The organism is Paenibacillus lignilyticus, assembly GCF_017942085.1.
In the GTDB taxonomy this organism is placed as follows: Bacteria; Bacillota; Bacilli; order Paenibacillales; family Paenibacillaceae; genus Paenibacillus_Z; species Paenibacillus_Z lignilyticus.
In genome coordinates this window covers 297771-321610 of record NZ_JAGKSP010000003.1, presented here as the reverse complement: position 1 = coordinate 321610, position 23840 = coordinate 297771, and the positions used below count along the sequence as shown (strand labels likewise).

Genomic DNA, 23840 nt, shown 5'->3' with positions numbered 1-23840 from the left:
GTTAAGGATGAGAAGGGTATGAATAAGCGGTCAAAGTTGGAAAAATCAGAATCGGCTGTCAAGATTTCATTCGTCTATGTGATTATAGGCAGTCTCTGGATCATCCTATCCGATAAATTAATTGATAAGCTGCAATTATCAGATGCCATTACGGTAAATGCATCCAAAGGTCTGTTTTACGTGTTGAGTACGGCCGTGATTCTCTATTTCTGGGTTAAACGGCTGAAGAAGGCATTGACCGAAAGCGAAGAACGTTACCGCGCGATCGTCGAACATTCGCCGGAGCCCGTAGCGGTCCACCGTGATGGGAAAATCGTGTTTATTAACCCTGCCGGTGCCAGAATTGTCGGAGCATCTAGTCCTGAAGAAGTGATTGGACTGCCTATCGTTACGATGATACATCCGGAGTTCATTGAACGTGTAATGGAACGTGTTCGACAAGTCGTCGTTGAGGGCAAGTCCACGGAGCCTGTAGAACAGAAAATCATTCGCCTTGATGGACAAGTCGTTGATGTCGAGGTAAGGTCGGTGCCTATCAAGTACCTTGGCAAGTCGGCTGTGCAGCTTCTGTGCAAGGATATCACCGAGCGGAAACAAGCCGAACGTAAACTGGAAGAGCAAGAACAAGCCTATATGTCGCTTGTTGATCATAATCCGGATGCGATCTTCAGATTAGATCTGAAGGGCTACTTATTGAATGCCAATCCGGCCACCAGCAAGATTACGGGGTTTCAACTTGATGATCTTCTGCACCGGCCTTTCAAGGATCTTATCATGGCGGATGATCGTGAAAAGGCATGCGCTATTTTTAAGGAAGCTGTGAATGGCGAGTCCAACAGCATTGAAATTGCGATCCGACATGAATCCGGGCTTCCGATCGATTTGAATCTGAAGATGGTTCCGATTGTGATTCATGGTAAAATTCAAGGTGTTTATGCCATTGCCAAAGACATCACCAACCGTAAACGGACAGAAGAATTGTTGATTAAATCCGAGAAGCTGTCCGTAGTAGGTCAGCTCGCAGCCGGCGTTGCGCATGAGATTCGAAATCCGTTAACGTCGCTTCGCGGCTTTGTTCAATTATTTCAAGCGAAGGAAGACATGAATCAGGACTATTTGAAAATTATGTTATCGGAATTAGACCGCATCAATGATATCGTCAGTGAATTCCTCGTGATCGCCAAACCTCAAGCGATGAGCTTTGAAGTAAGAGATGTGCGGCAAATTTATTATGAGGTGTTCTCGCTGCTCGAAACCCAAGCAACGCTCAGTAATGTGCAAATTCATGCCGACATCGCAGACGACATTCCCATGATAAACTGCCAGCAAAATCAATTAAAACAGGTCTTTATCAATATTCTTAAAAATGCGATCGAGTCGATGACAAGCGGAGGCAACATCCATATTGAAATGAAGGTAGTTGACCGCCATATTATGGTTCGCTTCATAGATAACGGATGCGGAATATCGGAAGAGAGAATGCTGATGTTGGGAGAGCCCTTCTATACGACCAAGGAGAAGGGGACAGGACTCGGACTCATGGTATGTCATAAAATCATTGAAGCACATGGAGGCTGCCTCCATATCGAGAGCGAGCTTGATAAGGGCACAACGGTAGATTTGATTCTGCCTATTGAAGAGATTGGCGTTCTTCAAGAAGCGTAGATGATGGTGTCGCATAAGAAACCTCCGCGAAGCTTGCGGTTTATTCAGATGGTAGAGAACCCCGCCGTTTTATAAACGTCGGGGTTCTTTTTGTTTCAACACGGGCCTTAGTGAAGGAAGGCGAGATCCTAGAAAATCGCTCCCCGAATTCTCGCGGGTCTTTTTTTTGTAGTTAACTAGAGGGGATTCGAGCAACATGGCGAAGATAGACAACGATATCCTGTACATCCACAAGCGCTAATGGAGGGAACCACAATGATTACCGAGGATCAAATAAGACGTTATGCGCTGTCCTTGCCCGAAACGGATGAAGCCGACCATTGGGGCAAGCCATCCTTTCGCGTGAAAAATAAGATCTATGCCGTCATTCAGCCTGATGGTGTATCCCTGCTGGTTAAGCTAACGGCGGAAGATCGAGAGGCGTACACGACGATCGATCCCGATGTTTATCGGGTTCCGCCGAAATACCCGACTCTGAATTATGTCATCGTTCAACTCGAGCTCGTGGATCCGATTGAATTGAATAGCTTGATCTTCAAGGCATGGAGTCTGGTTGCTCCGAAACGAGTCGTAAAGTCATTTGTTCCTTAGGCGACAGGAGAGGGAGGGATAGAAGATGGCCAATGTTCATGTCATGCTTTGGTTCGATACGGAAGACTACATAACCAAGGAGTCCGAAGAGGCTTTGCTTGCCGTTGTACAACTGTTAAACAATCGCAACATCAAGGGAATATTCAAGATCGTCGGTGAGAAGGCCCGCAAATTAGAACGTAATAACCGGCAGGATATTATAGAGCAGCTCGCTCATCATGAAATCGGCTATCATACGGATTGGCACAGCGTGCATCCCACGGTAAGCGAATATTTGGAGAGCTACGGCTTTGCAGATGGTGCTGCGGAGTATGCCCTGCGAGAGAGAATGGGGCTGGAGGATGTAACGCGGATTACGGGTCAATCCAGCCGATGTTACGGCCAGGCCGGTTATTCTTGGGCACCGCAAACCTTTCCTGTGCTTCGAAGCTGGGGAATTCCGGTTTATCTGGATGTACATGATCAAATTACACTGGATCATCAACCGTTCTGGTACGGCGGATTGCTCAATCTTACCGATATGAAGGGCATTATGCGCATGGATTTAAGAGAGGACGGCCTGGAAGAGGGCATGGCGGTATTCGACCGGCTGTACGACGAACTTTCTCTCGAAGACCAAGATGGGTTCATTAGCATCTATTATCATCCCTGCGAGTTTGCATGTACCGGATTCTGGGACGGCGTGAACTACAATAAGGGTCACAATACCCCGCGCGATCAGTGGCAGCCAGCTCCGCTCAGACCGGCAGGGGAGATGGAACGCTATATCGACATGCTGGGCAAATTTATTGACCATACGCGTACAAAATCAAATGCGGACTATATCGGTGCAATGGAAGCTTATGAGATGGAGAAATCCAATCGGAAGCCATTGCAAGCTTCGGATATCCGCGCTATCGCGGCCGGGATCTCCAATGAACTAAACTATACGATATTCCGTGACTACTCTTTGTCTGCATCGGAACTGCATTCTGTATTTTGCCGGTATCTGCTTGGACAAGACTTAATCCCTGAACTCATCTATGGTCCGGAAAATGAAACACAAAGCGATCCGGCCGAACCGGTTCGGGTTGCGGACATTAAGCAAGCGATCTCCGGGCAATATCCCGGTTTGTTGGATGACAAGCAGCTTCCTGATTATTTCATCGTAGCCGAATACCGCATAAATCCCGTTGACCTTACCTGTACGTTGGCATCTGTTATTGCGAATGGCAACGGGGATGAGGATCGTATCGAAATCATGACCGGCGCCGTATTGAAATCGAAAGAGCATGCGCGTACGGATGAGTATTGGGGGCCGCAGTGGAGCCCGTTTCCTCCTGATCTGAAAGTGCCGAATCTGATTCGACAGTCTCAGCTGCAAACATGGACCTTGAAACCGGCATTATTCTAATGCAATCAGGCCATTGTAATGAATAGGTAGCTAGGTGAATATCGGATTTACAATACCTTAACAATTAATCCGGTTGCTTTCTGTAACCTTTTCCAATTCATGCTCGTCTACCTTACCTGAAAGCCAATTTACTTCATGAGGTGAACGATAATGAGAAAAACATTCAAAATGATCACTTTAACGGCAGCGGCGACGATGGTATTCGCTTTTGCAAGCCAGAGCTTCGCTGCAACTTCCGGTTTCACGGATCTGGGCAACAATGCTGGGAAGAATGAGATCATTTCCTTGCAGCAGCGCGGTTTGATCAAAGGAATCTCGGCTGACCAATTTGCGCCGCATGCAACAATGACGGCAGCTCAAGGCGTGCAGCTCATCGTCAATGCCCTGGACTTGAACTTGGATTTGGTTCGCTTCTTTAAAGAACCGAAAGCGACTGATTATTTCGTGAACGCAAACGATAAAGCTTGGTACGCGGATGCGCTGATCATTGCCGCAGTCAACGGCCTTGACCTCCCGAAAGATTTGAATCCGAACAAGCAATTAACGCGCGAAGAATTTACACACGAGCTTATCCATGCCATCGAAGTAACCGGCAAATTGCCAATGATCAAGCCGGTTGTCGTAGAGATCGCGGACCAGGATCAAATTAACATCGAGTACTCGGGTTCCATCACACGCGCACTGAACTACGGCGTCATTAAACTTGGCGAAGATGGCAAAGTGAATCCGAAGGTGATCATTACACGTTCGGAAGCGGCAGTTGAAATTTACAATGCACTGGCTTACATGAAAGCACATGCAGCGCCTATCGATGCAAACAGCAAAGTATCCATTAAGCAAGGTAACGAGATGATCGGTGCAGCAATTGGCGTAACACCGTCTCTGAGCGAGAATGCCGACCCTAGCGCAGCATTTACGCGTGAAGCATTTATTACACAGCTCGTCAAAGCGGTTGAAGAAGCAGGCAAGCTGCCCTTGATCAATGTAGTCGTCACCGAGATCAAGGATGCAGATCAAATCGACGTTGTCAATTCGGGTGCCATCCAACGCTCACTCAGCTACGGGATCGTAAAGCTTAGCAGCGACGGCAGCTTCAATCCGAAGGGTGAAATAACGTATGGAGAAGCTTCGGAAGCCATCAACAATGCCGTTGCTTATTTGAAGGCCCACCCTGCTCCTGATGCTAGATAATAGCCCCAACATGATCTAATCCAGAGACTGCCGGACGATTGTTCGGCAGTCTCTTTTCGTTTGCTTCATCCGGCTTCACGCTGTTTGCAACTTTTTCCACTTCATTGCGTTTAATAAACATCCACCAAGAGCGGAAATGGACAGGATATGAAGGAGGATTTGCTGAAAGCGCCATGGAGAACTCGAGCGTAAATCAAGCAGAACAAATAGCAGGCGATTATTTGCAGGAACAAGTGATATCCTCGTACCAGATCCTTGGCAAGGGCTTCGTGAATGAAGTTTGTGTAGTCGAGACCGCTGCTCATAAGGTTGTGGTTCGCATGAACGACTCCTCGGTTTATCCCATCTATATCAAGGAAAAATGGTGCATGGAGCAAGCAGCCGCTGCCGGCGTGCCCGGTCCTGAAGTGCTGGCGATAGGAATAGCCGGAGATACCGCCTATATGCTTCAATCCTTCGTAGATGGAGACAACGGGTTAGACGCCATAACCAGGGAGTCAGAAGTTTGGCGACAGCTCGGAATCTATGTCAGACGCGTCCATACGATCGATGCACGGGGCTTCGGGGAGGAACTGATCAATGCCACAACAGGTGAGTTCAAATCGCCTCCTCATCCCGGGTCTGACGGCAGCTGGAAGGGGTATGTGCAATATAACATCAACAGTCTGACTGCAGATGATCGGTTCATCGAACTAGGCGTCATCTCCCAAGAAGAATCGGTGAAAGTGAAGGAACGATTCGAGCTTGTGAAGCGAACAGCCTATCGGTTCGGCTTGAACCATGGCGATCTCTCGCTGAAGAATACGTTGGTCAGTCCTACGGGAGAAGTTCGATTGCTGGACTGGGGCAGTGCAGAGGTTCACGTGGTGCCGGATGGCGATATTATGCAAGTGCTGCAATGCGTGATAGTAGGCGACGGGCCGGATGCTGAGGATTTTCAAGCTTTTCTGGATGGGTATGGGAGAAAGTTAGATGACTTCACGGATTTAAAGCCGTTAATGCTGCTTAGAGCGTTCGATAAACTTAGATGGGCAATAGATCGAAGCCCGGACCACATTGCATATTTTGCCGAGTTTGCCAGGAAAGTGGTTGAAATGAATCTGAATGAATAAAAGCCTTCTGATTCGCAGTTTACTGCGTTTCAGAGGGCTTTTTGCATCGTTACCTGCTTCATGGATTATGGATAGGCGATACTATTTATTTCTGAACTTCGGAAGGCTGCTGGGCCATTTCCGAATAGGTTTTATGGCAAACCATATTGGAAATACGCGGGATGACGATCGTCTCGCCAACTTTCAACTGGTTCGGGTTCTTATGCTGCGGGTTTGCTTCCTCTAGGATCGGCATGGGGATATTATATTTGTGGCCGATAGAGGCGAATGTATCGCCGGGTTGAATCTGATGCTGCGCGAAAACCATGTCATCCGATTGACCGTCGCGAAAGAATGGGAAGAAAAACGGTGAAAAGGAAAAGAACGGAAACAAGAAACGTCCTGGGAAGAATGGATGAGGAAAGGGACGGAAAAACGGGCGACGGCCGAAACCTCCACCAAATCCTCCGCCAAATCCACCTCCGGGGAAAAATCCACGATTCATTTCGGTAACCTCCATGATGTTGGAATAGTCATTTGACTATATAGAATATCCCTTAAGGCTTGGAATCGTTACAGGGAATATGGAAAAATATTGTTAACATAGTGGCAGGAAACGTTATCCAACTCTAGAAATGTTGATGTATAACGTTAAAGTGAGGTGCAAGAATGAAGATCGAAATCATTCAAACAAGTACAATTTCGTCTTTCGTTGGAGTACGTGCAAGCAGTCTCATGTCGAATTTAGGGAATGCAGTTAACCAGGCACTGCATGAGGTCGTAAGGAGAAGCGATGAAATTGGGAATATCAGAAATCGTGAAGTGACTTATGGAATTACGCCTCCGAATTATAAAGGAAACGACGGTCTTCTTGATTTTTATTACTGCTACGAAGTAGAACCTCTGTCTAATGTACCTCACGGCATGGTACATCTCCACCTCTTGCCTCGAGTATACTCGGTTACCTACTACCGCGGAGCAGCGAGCAAGCTCGTAACCGCCTATGAATTTACATCCAAATGGATCGCCGAAAACGGCTATGAATATGACGATGTATCGTATTATTTTGAGCGATACGACGAGAAGACGATGCGAGAAACGGATGATGTACGCAACGAAATCACGATTTATTGTCCAATCAAGGAGAAGTCATTTGTATAGTGATAGCATCCAGCCATACTTTAGAATCCGCGCTTCGCGGTTTTTTTTATGTTATTTCGCATTCCCCAGTAATTACAAAGAACAAATTAGGGCTTCAACCTACTGAAATTCGGTTCTCTCTGCGAACTACTATCTGAGGCAGGGCAGGATAGGAAGAGGTTGGGAGACTTATATGAAACCGAGAAGTAAAGAGAGATCGACAATACAATTGCCGTGGAAGAAGATAGGAGTAGCAGTCATACTGTCATGTCTATTATTTGTTGCTTTAGGCTGGGCCGTCTTCGGCGCACTGGTAAACAAGCAGGATATTACTTTGCTGGCCAAGCCGCTTCCGGCAGCAACGATTATCTATGATCAAGATGATGAAGTAGCAAGCCGAATTTCACTCAATACCATTGAACCCGTTACATTCGAGCAATTGCCGAAGCATCTCATCGATGCAGTCGTTGCGGTTGAAGATAAACGTTTCTTTGAGCATAACGGGGCTGACCTATGGGGCATTGCCCGTGCGTTAATGACCAACCTAACGAGCGGAAAGACGGTACAAGGTGCGAGCACGATCACGCAACAGCTGGCTAAGAATGTCTTTCTGACTCATGATCGAACGTGGGGCAGGAAATGGAATGAAGTACTCTTGTCCAAAAAAATCGAGGGAGAATACGATAAACAACAAATCATCGAGATGTATATCAACCAAATCTACTTTGGCGAAGGGGCTTGGGGAATTAAACGAGCGGCAGAGACTTACTTCAGCAAGAAGGTCGAGAACCTTACGCTTTCAGAGTCAGCGATGCTGGCAGGCATTATCCGAGCTCCTTCGGCGCTTTCGCCGTTTAAGCACCTCGATAAAGCGTTAGAACGCCGCAATATCGTCCTTCAGCTCATGAAGGATCAAGGGAAACTAAGCCCAGCCGCGTATGAGAAGACGATCCGTGAGCCGATCAAACTCGGAAGCGCCAAGCCAAACCGAGGAGAAGGCATAAAGTATCCGTATTATGTGGATCAAATCATTCGAGAAGCATCCGCCTTGTACGGGTTGACCGAGAATGAAATCCTGCATGGAGGACTGCGGATACATACGGCGTTGGATACGAAAATGCAGCAAGCTGCGGAACAGGTGTATGCAAACAATTCCGTGTTTCCAAACAGCGCTAACGATCAGCTTATTCAAAGCGGTGCGGTACTCGTCGATCCGCGTGATGGCGGGATTAAAGCGCTCGTTGGCGGAAGAGGGCAGCAGCCTTTCCGTGGATTTAACCGCGCCGTGCAGCTGAAGCGACAGCCCGGTTCCACGATGAAGCCGATTTCCGTATACACGCCGGCTTTTGAACAGGGCTATCGTCCTGATGATAGGCTGCTCGACGAGCCTATCACCTTCGGAGGGTATGAACCGAAGAATGCCGGAGGCGGCTACCACGGAGAAGTATCGATCTACGAAGCGATCGTAAATTCCTACAACATTCCGGCCGTGCGGTTATTGAATGAGATGGGGATCGATGCGGGGATGGAGGCAGCTGAGCGTTTCGGAATCGAGCTCACGGAAGAGGACAGAACGCTTGGGCTTGCACTGGGCGGACTCCAAGAAGGTGTCTCTCCGCTGACTATGGCTGAAGCATTCAGTGTCTTTGCCAATGACGGGACCCGCAATCCTGCCCACTCCATTATCAGCATCGAATCGGCAGATGGCGAAGTACTGGCTGAAGCTGCCGGAGATGCGGGCGTGAAGACGACCGAATCTTCCGTCGCGCGTACGATGACCGCAATGCTTGAGGGCGTCGTTGAGGAAGGAACAGGGGAGGCAGCCGCCCTTGCAGGTCGACCTGTCGCCGGTAAAACAGGCACGACCGAAATGCCGGGAACCGGAGGCGAAGGAATCAAAGACAACTGGTTTGTCGGCTATACTCCGCAGCTTGTCGGAGCCGTATGGCTTGGGTACGATCATACGGATGCACAGCACTACCTAACGACAACATCCAAGGCAGCGGCGGCTGTTTTCCGGGAGCTGATGAGCGAGGCGCTGAAAGGCGAACCGATACTCGCTTTTCCGAAAGCGCCCGGCAGTGCTGTGAAGAAACCCGGGAAACCGTCGAAAGCGGATGATCGAGATAAGGATCACAAGCCGGATAAAGGAAATAAAGGCCCGGATCATAAAGGACCAGATCACAAAGGTCCAAAGAAAGACCACGGCAAGAATGACGAGGGCCGTCCCCCGAAGGGGCACGACAAGCATGGCGGAGCGAAGGATAAAGATTGAGCAGAGATAAAGTGAAAGCTGTCGGAGCGCCGAGAAGGCGTGCAGAAAAAAACCCAACGTGAACCATACATAGGGTTTCTCTGTAATTCGGCTGCCGGAGAATAAGTCCGGCAGCTTTTCGTTGTGATTCTATTCATGCAGGCCTTGAGCTAACAGCTGCTGCGCCACAATATAACCTGATCCGCCGTTAATGCCATGACCCGGCCATGTAGCCGCACCTAACATAAACAAATTTGGAATCGCAGTTCTGTGGCTTGGTTGGGACGGCAACGGTCGGAACAAGTAGCTTTGCGCGAAATCATGTGAGCCTCCATAAGGGTCGCCGGGCCCGGAGTTCGGGTTGAAACGGGCGATTGTGTCCGGCGTGACGACGGATTTCCCGATAATCGCGTCCGGAATGTTCGGAATATGCTTACCAACTACGGCAATTACGCGCTCCGCGAAGCGTTCGGTAAGATCAGGCGTCCACGTACCGTCGCCAACATCAATCAGGCCGGCAGCATCACCGCGCGGGCGGCAAGGAACTTCGAGAACTTGGAGCCGCATAATCGCTTTGCCGGCAGGTGCTCTGGAGGGATCAAGGTTGGTCGAGCAATCCACGGTAAACGTTGGTTTGGCTGGAAGCAAACCGGCCATTCCTTGTGCGATGGCTTGGGTAAACCCGTCGAGCCCATCGGTTAAATGAGGCTGCCCGACGCGATGGAATCGGCCATCCGGCCATTTCGGCGCTTCGCTTAGCGCGAGATGGATCTGAACACATCCCCTTCCGTAGCGGAACCGCTTCGCTTCACCGCGGATGTCAGGGCTGACTTCGGTATCCGCCAACAGCGACAGGAACAGCTGATCCGGGCCGGTTGAAGCGACGACCGCATGCTTCGCATGGTATTCTTCGCCATCGGCCGTGCGAACGCCGACCGCTTTTCCATGTTTGACGATGATCTTCTTGACCATCGTACCGGTAAGGATCTTGCCGCCTTGATCCTGTACTAACCGAGTCAAAGCCTGTGCAAGCTGTTCGCTCCCGCCTGCAGGTATTGGCATCCCGCCGCCCATAAGCGCCATTGCTGTGAGCGGCACCCAGATTCCGCTGCCGATTTCATCAGGTGTTCGACCTAAATGTGTGACCCATGAAGCCAGCATGGCGCGCATGACCGGCGACTGGAATTCACTTACGACATTTCGGGCGGTCGAGAACAGGGATGGGGTGAACGACGGTATGCTTTTGCCCCCAACTCGTTTGTCATATAGCAACCTATGAATAATTTCGCTAGCTTGTTGACTGGATAAATCTAAGTTGAACAATTCAAACACATCACTGGCATAAGGCGCGAATGCCGCGAACATTCGTTCAAGTACCGCTCCGTCACCCGGCGCGAGGCGTTCGGCTTCGACGGTAAGCTCTTCGACTGACCTTGCGAAGACGGCCGTATCCCCGTTTTCCATTGAAACACCGGTGGGCAGGTCCGTGTTGACGTAATGCAGGCCACGCGCTTCGAGCTCTTTCTTGAAATCCGCATAAGCAGGACCTGTCAGGAAGAGAGGGTGAGCAGCGGCGTATACATCATGTTTAAACCCTGGCAATGTGAGTTCTTCCGTCCGTAAAAACCCGCCCGGGCGGTCGTTCTTCTCCAGCAATAGGACGCTTCTTCCCGCGCGTGTAAGATAAGCAGCTGTAATGAGTGCGTTATGACCAGTGCCAATCATGATGACATCATACTTGTTCAAATGACGAGCCCCCCTCCAAGATTAAGTGCCAGTACCAGTTTAACGCATTCGGAGGAGCGAGAAGTGGCGGTTACTGTCGACAACCCCAAATTTTCCCTAAAATATTTGAAGTACGTGTAATAAAGGTAAACCTGTCTCTCGACCGTGATTACTTGTCCATTTGACTCACTAAAAGTTCCTTTATATAGTAAATGAGGGGGGGCGTGAGTAATGGTTATACGCAGTAGACTTAAAGAGGTTATGGAGAAACATGATCCTAAATTATCGATTCGCAAGCTTGCGAAGGAGGTCAATTATCACTTTGATTCCATTCGCCGCATGTATAAGGATGAGATGGTCCAGTATCCGAGAGATTTGCTGCTTAAACTCTGTTTATATTTTAATGTGCAGCCCGGAGATCTGATTGGAATCGAAGAGACTGCTGATCAGGATCAAGGACCTGATTAATCGATTACATCGCACGATATTCGCGTGGACAAGCTTGTTTGACTAGATTCTATGGTCATGTTATAATGTTGATGACAAGAATTTATGGTCAAAGAGAGCGGGAAACAAACAAATGGGTATATTTATTCAATTAAACAAACGCACCGGAGAAACAAAGTCCCACAGGAATCAAGCAAGAAAGCAGGGGCGTATTCCGGCCGTGTTGTATGGTATTGGTAAAGATACTTTGTCTTTAGAAGTGAAAGAATCGGAAATGCTGGAAATTTTGAGAAGCAATCCGAGAGCAATTCTGCAAGGCACTACTCCTGATGAGAAAGTAATGCCGATCAAAGTGCAGAACATTCAACGCGAAGTGATGACAGGCAAACTGCTCCATATTGATTTTCATCATGTGAACATGACGGAAAGCATGGATAGTAAAGTGACGGTGCACTTTGGCGGCGAAGCGATTGGCGTGAAAGCCGGCGGGACATTGACAGTACTTCTACATGAAGTTGAAGTTCGCTGCATGCCCGGTGACTTGCCAACTACTATGGAAGTAGACATCAGTAACCTCGATAGCGGGGATCAACTGCTCGTATCCGATTTGATCTTCCAAGCGGGGATCGAAGTACTGACCGATCCGAAGACTGTCATGATTCAAATCAAAAAGGTACATGAGGAAATCGCATAATCGATTGCTCACATTTAAACCTATAATTCCTCTCAGCGACTGCTGAGAGGTTTTTTTATGTGATGTATGTATTCTCGCAATGAAGTTGCTATAAAAATCCAAAAGACCTATTTAGAACAGGCCTTTTGGAGATGAAGTTTCAATCTGCTATGAGCCAAGCGAAGCTAGAAGCTAGTATTAGCCGCGCCAAACCCACCAGCCATTGCTGTTATTCTGCCAACCGTTTCCGCCACGCGAACCTTGATTGCCGCGCGAGCCGTTACTGCCGCGCGAACCTTGAGTACCCTGAGTACCCTGAGTACCCTGAGTACCTTGGTTACCGCGGTTTCCGCGATTACAGTTGCAGCCACGTGAACCTTGAGTACCCTGAGTACCTTGAGTACCTTGGTTGCCGCGGTTTCCACGATTACAGTTGCAGCCACGCGAACCTTGAGTACCCTGAGTACCTTGATTGCCACGAGAACCATTACAACCACAAGCCATATCTATCAACTCCTTTATATTGGGATCTTAATAATATATGAAGCGAATCTATCGAATGTTATAGGTGAATGCACATTTACTAGAAGCAGGGTTGATTGAAGCCTGATCGAAACGGCGCAGTATAAGAGAATACAGTTTTTTTGAAAATAGGATACTAACCATGCAGCGATTCTGACGCGAAGACCGTCTAATAGGGTGGAGGTGGTTAAACCAGTGAAGCCGGCCGGCATACAGAACAAAGAACAATTTTCGAAAGACCCTGCAGAAGCGCTCGAGCAGCTAATGGATCATTACGGTGCCGTTGTTATGCGCACCGCTTATTTCTATACAGGTGATCGGCATCTAGCAGAGGATATCAGTCAGGAAGTGTTTCTGCGCAGCTATCGCAAATGGACATCTTTCCGTGGAGACAGCACCGTTAAGACTTGGTTGACGACGATTACCGTTAATGTCTGCAGAGATAAAATGGGGGTTCGTATGTTCACCGAACAGCCTACCGATCCGAGCAGAATGGAACAAGGTCGAACAATCAGCGTCGAGGAAGAGGCACTGGAGAAACTAAAGAAAAGCGAAGTGCTGCAATATTTGCTTCGACTGCCTTTGCCGTATCAAGAAGCACTGTATCTGTACTATTATTCGGACCTCAGCACCAAGGAGATCGCAGATGCGACTTCATCGCCGGAAGGCACAATAAGAAACAGGCTTCACCGGGCACGTGAAGCATTAGCTAAGCTGATTAATAAGGAGGAATCGACAGATGACAGACATCGATAATCAATTACGTCAGCAGCTTCGGGAAGAATCGGATGAAATTCTATTCAACGAGATGCAGTTGAGCAACCGTTTGAGGGCGAGTATTCGTCAGGAAGCAGCTGGCCTGAAGACGAAGAAGAAGTTTGTATTCAAGAAAAAATGGTCGTTGGGGATTGCCGCAGCCGTTATGCTTGTTGCCGTATTCTTGATCCTTGGGCAGCAAACTCCGGGAACGAATTCAGCAGACAACGTACCTTCAACCAACCAAGGAACCAGCGGCTCGCAGCTGTCTCAATTGATCACAACACAAGTAAGTACGATTGAGGAAGCGAGAGCGGCCTTTGGACCGAGCATGCTCGTACCGGATGTCATACCGGAAGGGTATTCGCTATCGGACATTGTGACGGTGGGGATGAAGGATGAACCGGCGAGGGACGTCATTCTCACCTATACGTCAGGAGAGAAAACCATTACGTACGCGGTTAGCCGGTTGACGGCAGCATTTCCGGTGGATTTGTTCAGGAAGACGCAAGTGAACGGAAGCGAAGCGTTTGTTTTTGAACAGCCTGAGCTTGTTGAGTTGTATTGGCTGATAGACGATATTCAGTATTCCATAACAGGTCCGTTGTCGGCGGATCAGGCGATGAAGGTCGCGGAGTCGGTAAAATAATAAAACAAGGGCTGCCGTGGAGGCGGCCCTTGTTTTTATTATCGCTTAATTCACATTCATACCTTTGCTTTGAACATATTCCGTCATGCCGGAAAGCGAAATCTTCTTGGTCAGCTTCTCGATATGTTTACGCGACCAGTTGTCCATGCGATTGTTCTCGCTGCGGGTCCAGTAGTATTCGTTAATGTCCCGATCATAGGCTGCGATGAGTTCCTGCTGTTCTTCATCTGTGGCGTAGCGGTTCTCAAAGTAAACAGCTTCCAGAGGGAGACGGGGCTTCAATTCCGGCTGCTGGTCCGGTACACCGACTGCAATGCCGAAGAGCGAAGTCACATACTCCGGCAGCCCGAGCATTTGATCCAGACGTACGATATCTTTCTTGACCGCTCCCATAATGACGGTGCCAAGCCCAAGGGATTCTGCGGCGAGCACAGCATTCTGAGCGGCTAGAGTGGCGTCAACGATGGCGATTTGGTAGGCCATAGAGCTTTCCAGCATGACTTTCATGTCCTGCTTCTCTTGTTCATCTGCCATTACGGTAAGCCGCTGAAGATCCGCGCAGAAAATAAACAAATGTCCGTTTTCTTCCACATAAGGCGTCCTTGTAATATCTCGCAACTCGCGTTTCAAAGTAGGATCGGTAAGTCCAATAATCGAATATGCCTGCATAAAACTCGAGGATGCAGCCATCTGGGCGGCACGGACGATCGTTTCAACCTGCTCGCGCGGTAAGCGCTCATCCTTGAATTTCCGGATCGAACGGTGATTCATGATCGTGGACAATACTTCATTTGTCATCTTGCCGGATGTTGTGTGATTCATGGATGGGTCACTCCTTCAGTCAATTATGTTTCCTGGAAACAATATAACTTAACGGAATGGCGATGTCAATAATGTTTCTTGGAAACAATTTTACACAGCCCGAAGAGATTTGTTATAATGAGTTCAAACAAGAATAAGGCGGCGTTGTTGATCATGAAACATACGCATGACGAACAGCTTCTGCAAGATGTGTTCGAAGCTTTCAGACAGTTCGCGATTAAGATACAGCAAGAAGATGACGATGAGGCGGCTTGGCTGCTCTCCCAGTGCTCCGATGATGTGGAAGTGCAGACGATTTTGAAGGAAATGACGCCTATGATGCTTCATGTGTTGGATGGCATAGGCAAGCTTGGCGCAGCGAATGGCATCATGTTGTCAAGCCGATTTGGCTTTCCTAAAGGGACGGTCTCCAAGGTCACAAAACGTCTGGCTGCACTGGGGTTGATAGCGATCGAAACGTTGCCGGGCAACAAGAAAGAGCTGCATTTCCGTATAACGAAGATGGGCGAGACGATTTATCGGCTGCACGAACGGCTTGATGAGCAAATAAAGCTCGGTGCCGTTCGTTTCTCTGCAGATTACTCCCCGGAGCAGCTGATCTTTGTTCGAGATTTCATGCAAAAGCTTAACGCCAGCTCATTTGTCCGAAATGACGAGTAAATTTCAGGGGAGCGCATGAAACAAATAGGAGGCGAGTACATTGAACTTATATTTCAGAGATAATTTCTTCAATTCCGGTGTTACGGAGATTTTAAATGAACAGGAAGAGAACGTTGGTCATTTGGATTTGAAGAGCGCGTTTGGCTCTGCAATAGAGGTGTATGGTTTAAATAATCAGCTGCAATGTGCCGGAAGTTTCCCCTTCTTATCCGGTAAATGGGAGGTTAGCAATGCGAGCGGGGAGCAGATAGGCGTCCTGAAAAGCCGGTTTACTTTTTTTGCAAAGAAATTTACCTACGAGACTGAAGGGCGAGGAAGCTACGAGATCCTATCCCCGGCATTTTCCAAGGAATATGAGATTACCGATGAATCCGGCTCGCTGGTTGCTCGTTTCGAGCAGGTGAACGGATGGTTTTCTTCCGGCGCATTTAGGCTAAACAACGATAGCGAATATTTGGATACCTATGAGCTGGTAGCTGTCATCATGGGCATGCATGCGATTCAGAAGAGGCAGCGGGCGGCAAGCAGCGCAAACACATAAGTATTCGTACATAAATTACACATGATTTGATAAATATGGTAAAGTTATTTCGGGTTGAACAGCCCGGGAAATGTCAAAGGAGGAACCTCGGTTGATGAAATGTACGATTAGCTCCGTGCAAAGTCTGAACTATAAACAACGGCGGTTGTTTGTATGGAGCCTGCAATAAAGTACCGCCTTGAATTCAACAGGATGAATGGTTTATAGGTAAGACTTTGCTTCCTTTAACGATCTTACAGTTAAGGAGCAGAGATGCCATGAAATATGTAAACGCCGATATCGTTTTTCCGGAAGCCTTACTTAAAGAAATTCAGAAGTATGTCCATGGAGGCATGGTCTACGTTCCGACCCCAGAAGGTTCACGCAAGAAATGGGGCGAGAATTCCGGAGCCAGAAGACAGCTCAGCCATCGAAACGATGAAATCCGTCATAAGTTCACGAACGGACTGTCCATTGAGCAATTATCCGATCTTTATTGTCTTTCCTACGATAGCATTAAGAAAATCATTTACTCCAAAAAGTAAAAGAATCAAACAGCCGCATTGGTTTATATTTCTGATGCGGCTTTTACAAAATTTATTCTTTACTGATCGTTCTCAAAGTGTTAAGATCACATAGAGCCAAGGCGAGACGATCGAAATTCTTTTTTTTTAGACCATTAGAGAACGATCGTTCCCGAAAGAGTGCAACAAACTAACAGGGGGTAAAATACATGAGTAAATCCATTACTATAAGTCATGCACCGCTCGAGCAGCTGTCGGTCACAGGCGAGAAGAAAGCACTGACCAACGAACAATTCGTTACGTTCATGCTCGGCTTTACGGTCGTATTAGTCATTATGAACACCATGATGTTCAACCTGGCATTGCCTAAAGTCGCTGAACAATTCACACTTGCCACATCAACAGCGTCTTGGATCGTGACAGGTTATTCGATTGTATTTGCTATTTCATCGATTACGTACAGTAGGTTATCGGATATCCTTCCAATCCGCGCTTTATTTATTGCGGCACTGCTGTCCATCGGGGGAGGCTCTTTATTAGGGCTGTTCAGCGACGGATTCGGGATGTTACTCGTTGCCAGACTCATTCAGGCATCAGGTGCCGGTGCGATCCCATCACTGGGTATTGTGCTTCTGACACGCTATATTCCATTATCCCGCCGGGGCAGAGCCATGTCGATTATGCTGGCCGCAACTTCACTTGGTTTGGGTCTAGGCCCAGTTATCGGCGGATCCGTCGTGCAATATTTGGGCTGGCATTTCCTATTCGTCATTACAGGCATCACGTTGCTGCTGATTCCGATTTTCCTGCGCATGCTGCCTGCTGAGAAAGCAGCAGGTGGAACATTTGACGTGCTTGGCGCATTGCTAATCGGGATTGGAACAACCACACTGCTGCTATTCCTAACTTCGAAGAGCCTGTTGGCGCTTGGTATTGGCATAGTTGCGATCGTATTGTTCGCCATTCGTATCCGTACAGCGAAGAATCCATTCGTGATGCCCGTACTGTTCCGTAATAAATCGTATCTGGTGTTAGCTTCTGTAGCGATCGGAGCGTATATGGTCAGCTTCGGCTTCCTGTTCCTTGCGCCGCAAATATTGTCGCATATCTACGGACTTGAGCCAGGTGCTTCCGGATTAGTATTGTTCCCCGGCGCCGTGCTTGCTATGCTCGTCTCGAATCGCGTTGGCCGCATCATTGACCGCTACGGCAATGGAGCATTGCTTCGATACATGCCTTGGCTGCTGCTAAGTTCAATCGTATTGCTGGCGCTATTCGCAACTCAATCGTATTTAGCGCTTGGCGTAATCTATATTTTGACCAGCGTGAGCTTCACCGCTATCTCCAGCTCGGTGTCAAACGAGATGTCACGATTGCTGCCCAAAGAATTGGTCGGCTCGGGTATGGGTCTATTTCAATTGATGCAGTTCATAAGCGGGGCATTCAGTGTAGCACTATCCGCAAGCGCACTTGCTTGGCAGCATGACTTGTCACCTGTCCGTGCATTCGATAATCTCATCTGGGGTATGGTTCTAGTTGCCACGCTTTCCATTGCCGGCGCATTGGTTTACCGGTGGTCTAAGAACAAAAGTTCTGCTGCCGACGCGACTACCGAGAATGAATAACATCTGCTCCCATCGTGTCCCAAGCAACCGGCCTGTATCACAGGTCGGTTGCTTTTTTATTGCTGCAAATGGCATTAGCCTGTTTAGGAGTCAGCATATTAATGCCGAATAATGGGGGAAGATAGGGGTATCGAATTACTCGATAGGAGGCTTATTCAGTGAAGGGGTTTAGGAAATGGATACGAAGCGCACCTTCATATCCAACTATACCGGAGGATCATTCTGAAGCTGAAGAATGCACAAAATTAACTTCGGATTTAGAACAAAATGAAATGATTTTCAAACGAATCTTCGACAAAAGCTCCGATATCGTGTTCCGTACGATCCAATTATCCGGCCAGAAGCAATGGATCGTCATCTTCTTCGCTTGCTCAGTAGAAGAGGAACTGATCGATAAACATATTTTGCAGCCTTTGATTGCCGGAAATAGTCATCGTGAGCCGAGCACCGTGCAAGCTGAAGATTTGGACGATCTCATGATAACCGCGGCGAAAACATATGTAACCTCCAGCGTTTCGGAAATTGTAAACCACCTATTGGACAGTCATGCAATCGTGCTTACGAGAGCGGATAGCCATGCCATGATGATCAAGGTGAAGGGCTCCAAACAGCGCAGCCTGGAAGAGCCTTCTTCCGAGCCGGTCATCCGCGGTCCGAGGGATGGATTCATCGAGAGTATTTCCACGAATATTGGGTTAATCCGAACCAGATTGAAAACATCGCGACTCAAAATGGAATCCAGTACAATCGGAGAACTAACCCAAACCACAATCGTAATCAGTTACATAAAAGGTATTGCTGAGGACTCCATAGTCGAGGAGGTTCGGCAGAGGGTATCAAGGATAAAGATCGATGGCATCCTTGATTCAGCGTATATTGAAGAATTCATCGAGGATTCTCCCTATTCTCTATTTCCGCTGGTGCACAGTACGGAACGGCCGGATGTGGTAGCTGCAGAGCTATTGGAAGGAAAAATTGCGATTCTCGTTGATACAAGCCCATTTGTATTAATCGTCCCCATGACATTCTGGACGGGGATGCAAGCCAGCGAGGATTATTATGTTCGCTGGCCGATTGCGACTTTCGTGCGTTGGATACGATTAATATTCATCTTCATTGCCATATTTGCGCCACCGCTTTATGTTGCGGTAACGACGTTCCATCAGGAAATGATTCCAACGAATCTCGTGCTGAGCATTGCCGCCTCCAGGGAGTCGGTTCCGTTTCCTGCTCTGATCGAAGCTTTATTGATGGAAGTCATCTTTGAGGCATTGCGAGAGGCGGGGATTCGATTACCGAAGCAAATCGGACAAGCCGTCAGCATAGTAGGGGCATTGGTTATCGGGCAATCGGCCGTGCAGGCAGGGATCATATCGGCACCTGTCGTCATCATCGTATCGATTACGGGTATAGCTGCTTTTACAATTCCGCGGTACAGCTTTGCGAATGGAATCCGGTTACTCCGATTTCCGATTTTATTCCTGGCCGGTACGCTTGGCCTTTACGGCATCGTACTGGGATTTCTCGGGATTTTATTGCATCTTACAGCGCTTCGTTCAATTGGCGTCCCCTATTTTGAACCGATCGCTCCTCTTACCCTTAGCAGTTTGAAGGATGTTATTATCCGAGCACCGATTTGGGCGAGAACCCATCGTCCGCAGGCTACGGTAAAGAACAATCCGGTTCGGGAGCCCGGGGATCAGGAACCAAGCCCCTCGCAAGGGTAACGGCGGTTCGAGAGTTGGTATCCGGCTTAAAGTGACGGAGAAAGGGACATGAATTTGAAAATGAAATCAATCCTATGCATCGGTCTACTATTCCCCGTGTTGATCATAAGCGGTTGTTGGGATCGAACGGAAATCAATGACCTCGCATTCATTTCGGGTACGGCATTTGACATAACGGATGACGGTGAGACGTTACTTTCATTACAGATCGCGATCCCTTCTTCCGGTATGGGGGAAAGCGGCCAGCAAGATCGTTTTTTTGTTCTATCCGCTACCGGGAAGAATGCAAATGAAGCCTTCCAGAAGCTTCAAAATCAGAGCTCGCGCAGATTATTTACATCGCATCGCAGCGTTATCTTTATAAGCGAAGCTTTTGGCAGAAACGGGATTAACGATGTGCTGGATGTATTCACGCACGATCCGCGCCAACGATTGAAAACCTACATCATGGTAGTGCGTGGGGGAAAAGGGCAGGAAGTGCTGCGAACGAAATACCCCTTTGAACATGTGCCTACCGAAGCAGTCAAGGAAATGGAAGGGTTGGGAGGGAATTTATCGGCAACACTTCGGGACTTCTTTATAGAAGTAACAAGCGAAGGTATCAACCCTGTAATGGGAGCGATAGGGGAGGATGTATATTCGACCTCTGCCAAAGGAAGCAAAAATAAATTATTCGGCCTTATGGGCTCAGCCGTTTATAAGGATTTGAAAGTAGTCGGTTTTCTGGATCAGGAAGAGACGAATGGATTGTTGTGGGCTACCGATCGAATGAAGCATGGAAGAGTTACAACTCATCTCCCGCAATATGGCGGATCTGTAGGGGTGATTGTTGATCATGCTAAGCGGCAAATGACATCGCAAGTTAACGGAGATAAAATCAAAGTCAACATTCAGGTGGAAGGTCAAGCAAGTTTAGTCGAGAATAATACGCACTTGGATGTAAGCAGGCCGAGCAACCTGCTGCTTGTCCAGAAAGCCATGGAGAAATCGATTGAATTGCAAATCCGTAAAGCACTGGACCAAGTCCAAAAGAATTATAAAGTAGACAGTATTGGGATTGGGCAAAACATCTACCGCAACAATCCAAAGGAATGGAAATTGCTTAAAGACCAATGGGATCTCAAATACCCCGAAGTGGAAGTATCGATTGCAGCTAACCTAAGGATTAACGGAGCCGGAATGGCCGGCGCTCCTCTGCAATTGAAAGAAAAGGAGATCATAAAATGACCGTGAAAATAGCAGGGTATGTCCTTCTATTGTTGGTATGGACCATTGTGAAAGTGAAGTCACTGCGAAGTCAGCAAAAAAACAAAGAAGCGGTGGTTTACGGTTGTATTCTGGTGAGCTCCGCTCTAGTGGGCTCCATCTTATTGGCACGGGTTAATCTGCCGAGCTTCACGGAACCGGCCAGAATGCTTCTTGAACCTATCGGGAAAATGCTGCTAAAGCAATGATTGTCGACCCCTTCTCTTGATGGAGTCAATCGTTAGCAACAACAACGGCAAAAAACTTTGGTTGAAGAAAGCCAAGAGCGGGAAAGTGAAGGCGAGATAGTTCAACAGTTCCGACCCGTTCTTGAAGATCCATACGGAGCCGACAAGAGACATCATGGTTACGGGCAGCACGATTTCACGATAATTTCGAATTCCGAAGAGATGGCAAACACAGAGACACAGGATAAACAAACATATGGCTACCTTAACAAAGCATCCCATTACCCAAATGGATACAGCGACAGCCTCCAGTCGTTCAAATGATCCCGTAATGCCGATATATTGGATAACGCTTAAGAACGAATAGGTCAGTTTGCCTGTCAATGGACCCAATACCGTAATAGTAAGCAATACAATGGCTACTATGATTACGAAAATGCTGGTAAGTGCAATGAGAGATACTTTGCGTGCTTTATGGGGTTGATTCAAGTACGGGTACAGCCAGCCCAATATAAAGAGTTGATTCATAAACCCACCGGCCGGACTAACGGCGCCTTGCAGAACCGGGACCACTCCGTCTCCCAAAACCGGCCTAAGTTGATTGAAATCGCCTATACCGGCTGTCAAGATCAATAGAGGCAGCAAAGAAACCAAAATGATAATGCTAATGAGTTCATTGCATCTGGCGATGACTTCGATTCCGGTAAGGACGGCTATCGCGCATAGCACCAAGAATGTCAGACTTCCGACGATATGCGGGCTTTGAGGTAACAACAGCGTACTTACAAAACCCACATGCTGCATGGTAATCGTTGTGATCGATATGAACCAATAGTAGATATAATTGATTCCCAGCAAAGCGCCCAGCCATTTGCCGACGATTCTGGAACTGTACTGGGTAATCGTTAATCCCGGATACCGTTTCCCAAGCGTAATCATCACCCAAATGCTAAGCAATCCGGTTAAAGAGGCAGGGAAGAAGGATATCCACGAATTTTGTTTGCCGAACATGACCATGATTCCGGGAACCGTCAAGATAATCGTAGAAATGACAAAGGTAATCAGTAAAAAGCCGAGCTGCGTCGCTGTGATTTGTTCTCTCGGTTGCACTTTCATCGGCTCTTCTCTCCTTACTGGCGATAGTTGTACCAAGTATTTACAATGAAAGAACGAGATATACAAGCAACAGGTAACGGTGTATGATCATAGCGGCTGATGATAGAGATGAAGGGAGGGATGAGGAATGGAGAGACCTACTTGGCTTGTTCTGCTTGGCGGCATGACGGCATTGATCGTAGCGATGGGAATAGGCAGGTTCGCCTTTACGCCGATTCTGCCCATGATGATGGAGCACGGTCTGTTCTCGACAGCGGGAGCGGGTTATCTGGCATCAAGCAATTATCTGGGTTATTTGATCGGCGCCATCATGCTGACGATGATAAGGGTTAGAAATCGGCCGTTACTGCTGCTGATCGGATTAATCTCAAGTATTGCGACCACTTGGGAAATGAGCATGTTCAACAACTTCGAAGTTTGGTTTCTGTTTCGTTTCTTATCGGGGCTTGCCAGCGCAGTTGTGTTTATAATTGCTTCCAGCATGGTATTGGAACGGATATCGGAGCTGCAAACCGGAATATTCTACGGCGGTGTAGGGGTTGGAATTCTGCTCACAGGCTTTGCAGTACCGCTCTTTACTCAAGATGGCGGTTGGATCGAAGCGTGGCAGGGATTAGGTTTCATTAGTTTGATTCTCAGTGTGGCGGCATGGTATTCGTTGCGGGGTAACAACCAAACGAAGACTAAGATAATCGATTCTCCTACACAGCAGCGGTATTCGGCTTCGGCCGTACGAAGAATCTTAATTTGGCTATTGATTGCCTATGGCTTGGAAGGCTTAGGCTACATTGTGACCGGCACTTACCTTGTTGCATTTGCGAAGACGGTATCGGATATACCGAACATCGCTTCACTCAGCTGGATGTTGGTTGGTATCGCCGCCGCACCTTCATGTGTGGCTTGGTCCCTGTTGGCTGCCAGGTTAGGGAAGAAGTGGACATTAACCGTTGCGATGCTCCTGCAGTCGATAGGTATTGCACTGCCGGTTCTGTTTTCATCGATAGCTGCCATATACGTTGGCGCGATTTTGTTCGGAGCGACTTTTATGGGCATCACGACATTGTTTGTGTCTTATGCCAAGGAGTTATATCCACAGAACAATCGAAAAATAATCGGCTTACTGACTGCCTCATTTGGCCTGGGCCAAATGATCGGTCCGCTGGTTGCCGGTCTGCTCATCTCGGGACACGGTAATTATCTAGTCGCGTTACTGGGTGCAGCCTTGATTGTGTTGATTGGCGGGCTGAGCTTGCCGCTTGGCATCGGCAGCATAGTTGTTCATAAATTGGAGAACGATAAGAGCACCTAAAATTTCC

General features: G+C 48.0%; 23 protein-coding genes. 19 read left to right on the top strand and 4 right to left on the bottom strand.

Annotated features, from left to right (window positions below):
- Positions 1 to 18: 18 nt before the first annotated feature.
- The 5 genes from I8J30_RS11035 to I8J30_RS11015 all read left to right on the top strand — a co-directional run bounded on the left by I8J30_RS11035 (position 19) and on the right by I8J30_RS11015 (position 5952).
- The gene (locus I8J30_RS11035) at positions 19 to 1665 is read left to right on the top strand and encodes a PAS domain-containing sensor histidine kinase (RefSeq protein WP_210658174.1); all 1647 of its coding nucleotides are present in this window, start codon (positions 19 to 21) and stop codon (positions 1663 to 1665) included.
- Positions 1666 to 1920: 255 nt separating this feature from the next.
- Positions 1921 to 2256, top strand: coding sequence for an MmcQ/YjbR family DNA-binding protein (locus I8J30_RS11030; protein ID WP_210658172.1), 336 nt, complete (start codon positions 1921 to 1923; stop codon positions 2254 to 2256).
- A 25-nt stretch (positions 2257 to 2281) separates the two neighbouring features.
- A complete protein-coding gene (locus I8J30_RS11025; RefSeq protein WP_210658170.1) occupies positions 2282 to 3649 on the top strand; it encodes a polysaccharide deacetylase family protein in 1368 nt (455 codons plus the stop codon).
- Between the two features lie 150 nt (positions 3650 to 3799).
- The gene (locus I8J30_RS11020; RefSeq protein WP_210658168.1) at positions 3800 to 4840 is read left to right on the top strand and encodes an S-layer homology domain-containing protein; all 1041 of its coding nucleotides are present in this window, start codon (positions 3800 to 3802) and stop codon (positions 4838 to 4840) included.
- Between the two features lie 173 nt (positions 4841 to 5013).
- Entirely contained in the window at positions 5014 to 5952 is a 939-nt protein-coding gene (locus I8J30_RS11015) for a phosphotransferase family protein (protein ID WP_210658166.1), read from the top strand.
- 85 nt (positions 5953 to 6037) lie between these two features.
- Here the strand turns inward: I8J30_RS11015 and I8J30_RS11010 are convergent, their stop codons facing one another.
- On the bottom strand, positions 6038 to 6436 hold the full coding sequence (locus I8J30_RS11010) for a LysM peptidoglycan-binding domain-containing protein (RefSeq protein WP_210658164.1): 399 nt from the start codon (positions 6434 to 6436) through the stop codon (positions 6038 to 6040).
- Between the two features lie 164 nt (positions 6437 to 6600).
- Between I8J30_RS11010 and I8J30_RS11005 the strand changes: the two genes are divergently transcribed.
- Positions 6601 to 7092: a GyrI-like domain-containing protein gene (locus I8J30_RS11005; RefSeq protein ID WP_210658162.1), complete on the top strand. Its 492-nt coding sequence runs from the start codon at positions 6601 to 6603 to the stop codon at positions 7090 to 7092.
- Between the two features lie 172 nt (positions 7093 to 7264).
- Complete coding sequence (locus I8J30_RS11000; RefSeq protein WP_210658160.1) at positions 7265 to 9346, top strand: transglycosylase domain-containing protein; 2082 nt, start codon at positions 7265 to 7267, stop codon at positions 9344 to 9346.
- Positions 9347 to 9475: 129 nt separating this feature from the next.
- On the opposite strand, the gene I8J30_RS10995 is transcribed toward I8J30_RS11000, so the two are convergent.
- Positions 9476 to 11071, bottom strand: a complete 1596-nt coding sequence (locus I8J30_RS10995; protein WP_210658158.1) for a phytoene desaturase family protein — start codon at positions 11069 to 11071, stop codon at positions 9476 to 9478.
- 210 nt (positions 11072 to 11281) lie between these two features.
- On the opposite strand from I8J30_RS10995, the gene I8J30_RS10990 reads away from it, so the two are divergent.
- The 4 genes from I8J30_RS10990 to I8J30_RS10970 all read left to right on the top strand — a co-directional run bounded on the left by I8J30_RS10990 (position 11282) and on the right by I8J30_RS10970 (position 14097).
- Entirely contained in the window at positions 11282 to 11518 is a 237-nt protein-coding gene (locus tag I8J30_RS10990; protein WP_210658156.1) for a helix-turn-helix domain-containing protein, read from the top strand.
- Between the two features lie 112 nt (positions 11519 to 11630).
- A complete protein-coding gene (locus I8J30_RS10985; RefSeq protein WP_210658154.1) occupies positions 11631 to 12191 on the top strand; it encodes a 50S ribosomal protein L25 in 561 nt (186 codons plus the stop codon).
- A gap of 696 nt (positions 12192 to 12887) precedes the next feature.
- Entirely contained in the window at positions 12888 to 13448 is a 561-nt protein-coding gene (locus I8J30_RS10975; RefSeq protein ID WP_210658150.1) for an RNA polymerase sigma factor, read from the top strand.
- On the top strand, positions 13432 to 14097 hold the full coding sequence (locus I8J30_RS10970; RefSeq protein WP_210658148.1) for a DUF4367 domain-containing protein: 666 nt from the start codon (positions 13432 to 13434) through the stop codon (positions 14095 to 14097). Before I8J30_RS10975 ends, I8J30_RS10970 begins: the two co-directional genes overlap by 17 nt.
- A 45-nt stretch (positions 14098 to 14142) precedes the next feature.
- On the opposite strand, the gene I8J30_RS10965 is transcribed toward I8J30_RS10970, so the two are convergent.
- Complete coding sequence (locus I8J30_RS10965; protein WP_210658146.1) at positions 14143 to 14919, bottom strand: NADPH-dependent oxidoreductase; 777 nt, start codon at positions 14917 to 14919, stop codon at positions 14143 to 14145.
- Between the two features lie 117 nt (positions 14920 to 15036).
- On the opposite strand from I8J30_RS10965, the gene I8J30_RS10960 reads away from it, so the two are divergent.
- The 7 genes from I8J30_RS10960 to I8J30_RS10930 all read left to right on the top strand — a co-directional run bounded on the left by I8J30_RS10960 (position 15037) and on the right by I8J30_RS10930 (position 21429).
- Positions 15037 to 15579 (top strand): helix-turn-helix domain-containing protein, encoded by a 543-nt coding sequence (locus I8J30_RS10960; RefSeq protein ID WP_210658143.1) that lies wholly within the window; start codon positions 15037 to 15039, stop codon positions 15577 to 15579.
- Between the two features lie 40 nt (positions 15580 to 15619).
- On the top strand, positions 15620 to 16120 hold the full coding sequence (locus tag I8J30_RS10955) for an LURP-one-related/scramblase family protein (RefSeq protein WP_210658141.1): 501 nt from the start codon (positions 15620 to 15622) through the stop codon (positions 16118 to 16120).
- 257 nt (positions 16121 to 16377) lie between these two features.
- The gene (locus I8J30_RS10950) at positions 16378 to 16644 is read left to right on the top strand and encodes a CD3324 family protein (RefSeq protein ID WP_210658139.1); all 267 of its coding nucleotides are present in this window, start codon (positions 16378 to 16380) and stop codon (positions 16642 to 16644) included.
- Positions 16645 to 16832: 188 nt separating this feature from the next.
- Positions 16833 to 18248 (top strand): MFS transporter, encoded by a 1416-nt coding sequence (locus I8J30_RS10945; RefSeq protein ID WP_210658137.1) that lies wholly within the window; start codon positions 16833 to 16835, stop codon positions 18246 to 18248.
- A gap of 272 nt (positions 18249 to 18520) precedes the next feature.
- Positions 18521 to 19975, top strand: a complete 1455-nt coding sequence (locus I8J30_RS10940) for a spore germination protein (RefSeq protein WP_240548022.1) — start codon at positions 18521 to 18523, stop codon at positions 19973 to 19975.
- A gap of 48 nt (positions 19976 to 20023) precedes the next feature.
- Positions 20024 to 21202, top strand: coding sequence for a Ger(x)C family spore germination protein (locus I8J30_RS10935; RefSeq protein ID WP_210658133.1), 1179 nt, complete (start codon positions 20024 to 20026; stop codon positions 21200 to 21202).
- Positions 21199 to 21429, top strand: a complete 231-nt coding sequence (locus I8J30_RS10930) for a hypothetical protein (RefSeq protein WP_210658131.1) — start codon at positions 21199 to 21201, stop codon at positions 21427 to 21429. The genes I8J30_RS10935 and I8J30_RS10930 overlap by 4 nt, the downstream gene beginning before the upstream one ends.
- Here I8J30_RS10930 and I8J30_RS10925 read toward each other — a convergent pair.
- Complete coding sequence (locus tag I8J30_RS10925) at positions 21418 to 22524, bottom strand: GerAB/ArcD/ProY family transporter (protein ID WP_210658129.1); 1107 nt, start codon at positions 22522 to 22524, stop codon at positions 21418 to 21420. The two genes, I8J30_RS10930 and I8J30_RS10925, sit on opposite strands and share 12 nt — an antisense overlap.
- A gap of 127 nt (positions 22525 to 22651) precedes the next feature.
- Between I8J30_RS10925 and I8J30_RS10920 the strand changes: the two genes are divergently transcribed.
- The gene (locus I8J30_RS10920) at positions 22652 to 23833 is read left to right on the top strand and encodes a YbfB/YjiJ family MFS transporter (RefSeq protein WP_210658127.1); all 1182 of its coding nucleotides are present in this window, start codon (positions 22652 to 22654) and stop codon (positions 23831 to 23833) included.
- Positions 23834 to 23840 lie beyond the last annotated feature (7 nt).

What these genes read in the sequence shown, in the direction of transcription:
- I8J30_RS11035 (WP_210658174.1), top strand. Translation starts at nt 19, where the DNA reads ATGAATAAGCGGTCAAAGTTGGAAAAATCAGAATCGGCTGTCAAGATT.
- I8J30_RS11030 (WP_210658172.1), top strand. Translation starts at nt 1,921, where the DNA reads ATGATTACCGAGGATCAAATAAGACGTTATGCGCTGTCCTTGCCCGAA.
- I8J30_RS11025 (WP_210658170.1), top strand. Translation starts at nt 2,282, where the DNA reads ATGGCCAATGTTCATGTCATGCTTTGGTTCGATACGGAAGACTACATA.
- I8J30_RS11020 (WP_210658168.1), top strand. Translation starts at nt 3,800, where the DNA reads ATGAGAAAAACATTCAAAATGATCACTTTAACGGCAGCGGCGACGATG.
- I8J30_RS11015 (WP_210658166.1), top strand. Translation starts at nt 5,014, where the DNA reads ATGGAGAACTCGAGCGTAAATCAAGCAGAACAAATAGCAGGCGATTAT.
- I8J30_RS11010 (WP_210658164.1), bottom strand. Translation starts at nt 6,436, where the DNA reads ATGAATCGTGGATTTTTCCCCGGAGGTGGATTTGGCGGAGGATTTGGT.
- I8J30_RS11005 (WP_210658162.1), top strand. Translation starts at nt 6,601, where the DNA reads ATGAAGATCGAAATCATTCAAACAAGTACAATTTCGTCTTTCGTTGGA.
- I8J30_RS11000 (WP_210658160.1), top strand. Translation starts at nt 7,265, where the DNA reads ATGAAACCGAGAAGTAAAGAGAGATCGACAATACAATTGCCGTGGAAG.
- I8J30_RS10990 (WP_210658156.1), top strand. Translation starts at nt 11,282, where the DNA reads ATGGTTATACGCAGTAGACTTAAAGAGGTTATGGAGAAACATGATCCT.
- I8J30_RS10985 (WP_210658154.1), top strand. Translation starts at nt 11,631, where the DNA reads ATGGGTATATTTATTCAATTAAACAAACGCACCGGAGAAACAAAGTCC.
- I8J30_RS10970 (WP_210658148.1), top strand. Translation starts at nt 13,432, where the DNA reads ATGACAGACATCGATAATCAATTACGTCAGCAGCTTCGGGAAGAATCG.
- I8J30_RS10965 (WP_210658146.1), bottom strand. Translation starts at nt 14,919, where the DNA reads ATGAATCACACAACATCCGGCAAGATGACAAATGAAGTATTGTCCACG.
- I8J30_RS10960 (WP_210658143.1), top strand. Translation starts at nt 15,037, where the DNA reads ATGAGTTCAAACAAGAATAAGGCGGCGTTGTTGATCATGAAACATACG.
- I8J30_RS10950 (WP_210658139.1), top strand. Translation starts at nt 16,378, where the DNA reads ATGAAATATGTAAACGCCGATATCGTTTTTCCGGAAGCCTTACTTAAA.
- I8J30_RS10945 (WP_210658137.1), top strand. Translation starts at nt 16,833, where the DNA reads ATGAGTAAATCCATTACTATAAGTCATGCACCGCTCGAGCAGCTGTCG.
- I8J30_RS10940 (WP_240548022.1), top strand. Translation starts at nt 18,521, where the DNA reads ATGATTTTCAAACGAATCTTCGACAAAAGCTCCGATATCGTGTTCCGT.
- I8J30_RS10935 (WP_210658133.1), top strand. Translation starts at nt 20,024, where the DNA reads ATGAATTTGAAAATGAAATCAATCCTATGCATCGGTCTACTATTCCCC.
- I8J30_RS10930 (WP_210658131.1), top strand. Translation starts at nt 21,199, where the DNA reads ATGACCGTGAAAATAGCAGGGTATGTCCTTCTATTGTTGGTATGGACC.
- I8J30_RS10925 (WP_210658129.1), bottom strand. Translation starts at nt 22,524, where the DNA reads ATGAAAGTGCAACCGAGAGAACAAATCACAGCGACGCAGCTCGGCTTT.
- I8J30_RS10920 (WP_210658127.1), top strand. Translation starts at nt 22,652, where the DNA reads ATGGAGAGACCTACTTGGCTTGTTCTGCTTGGCGGCATGACGGCATTG.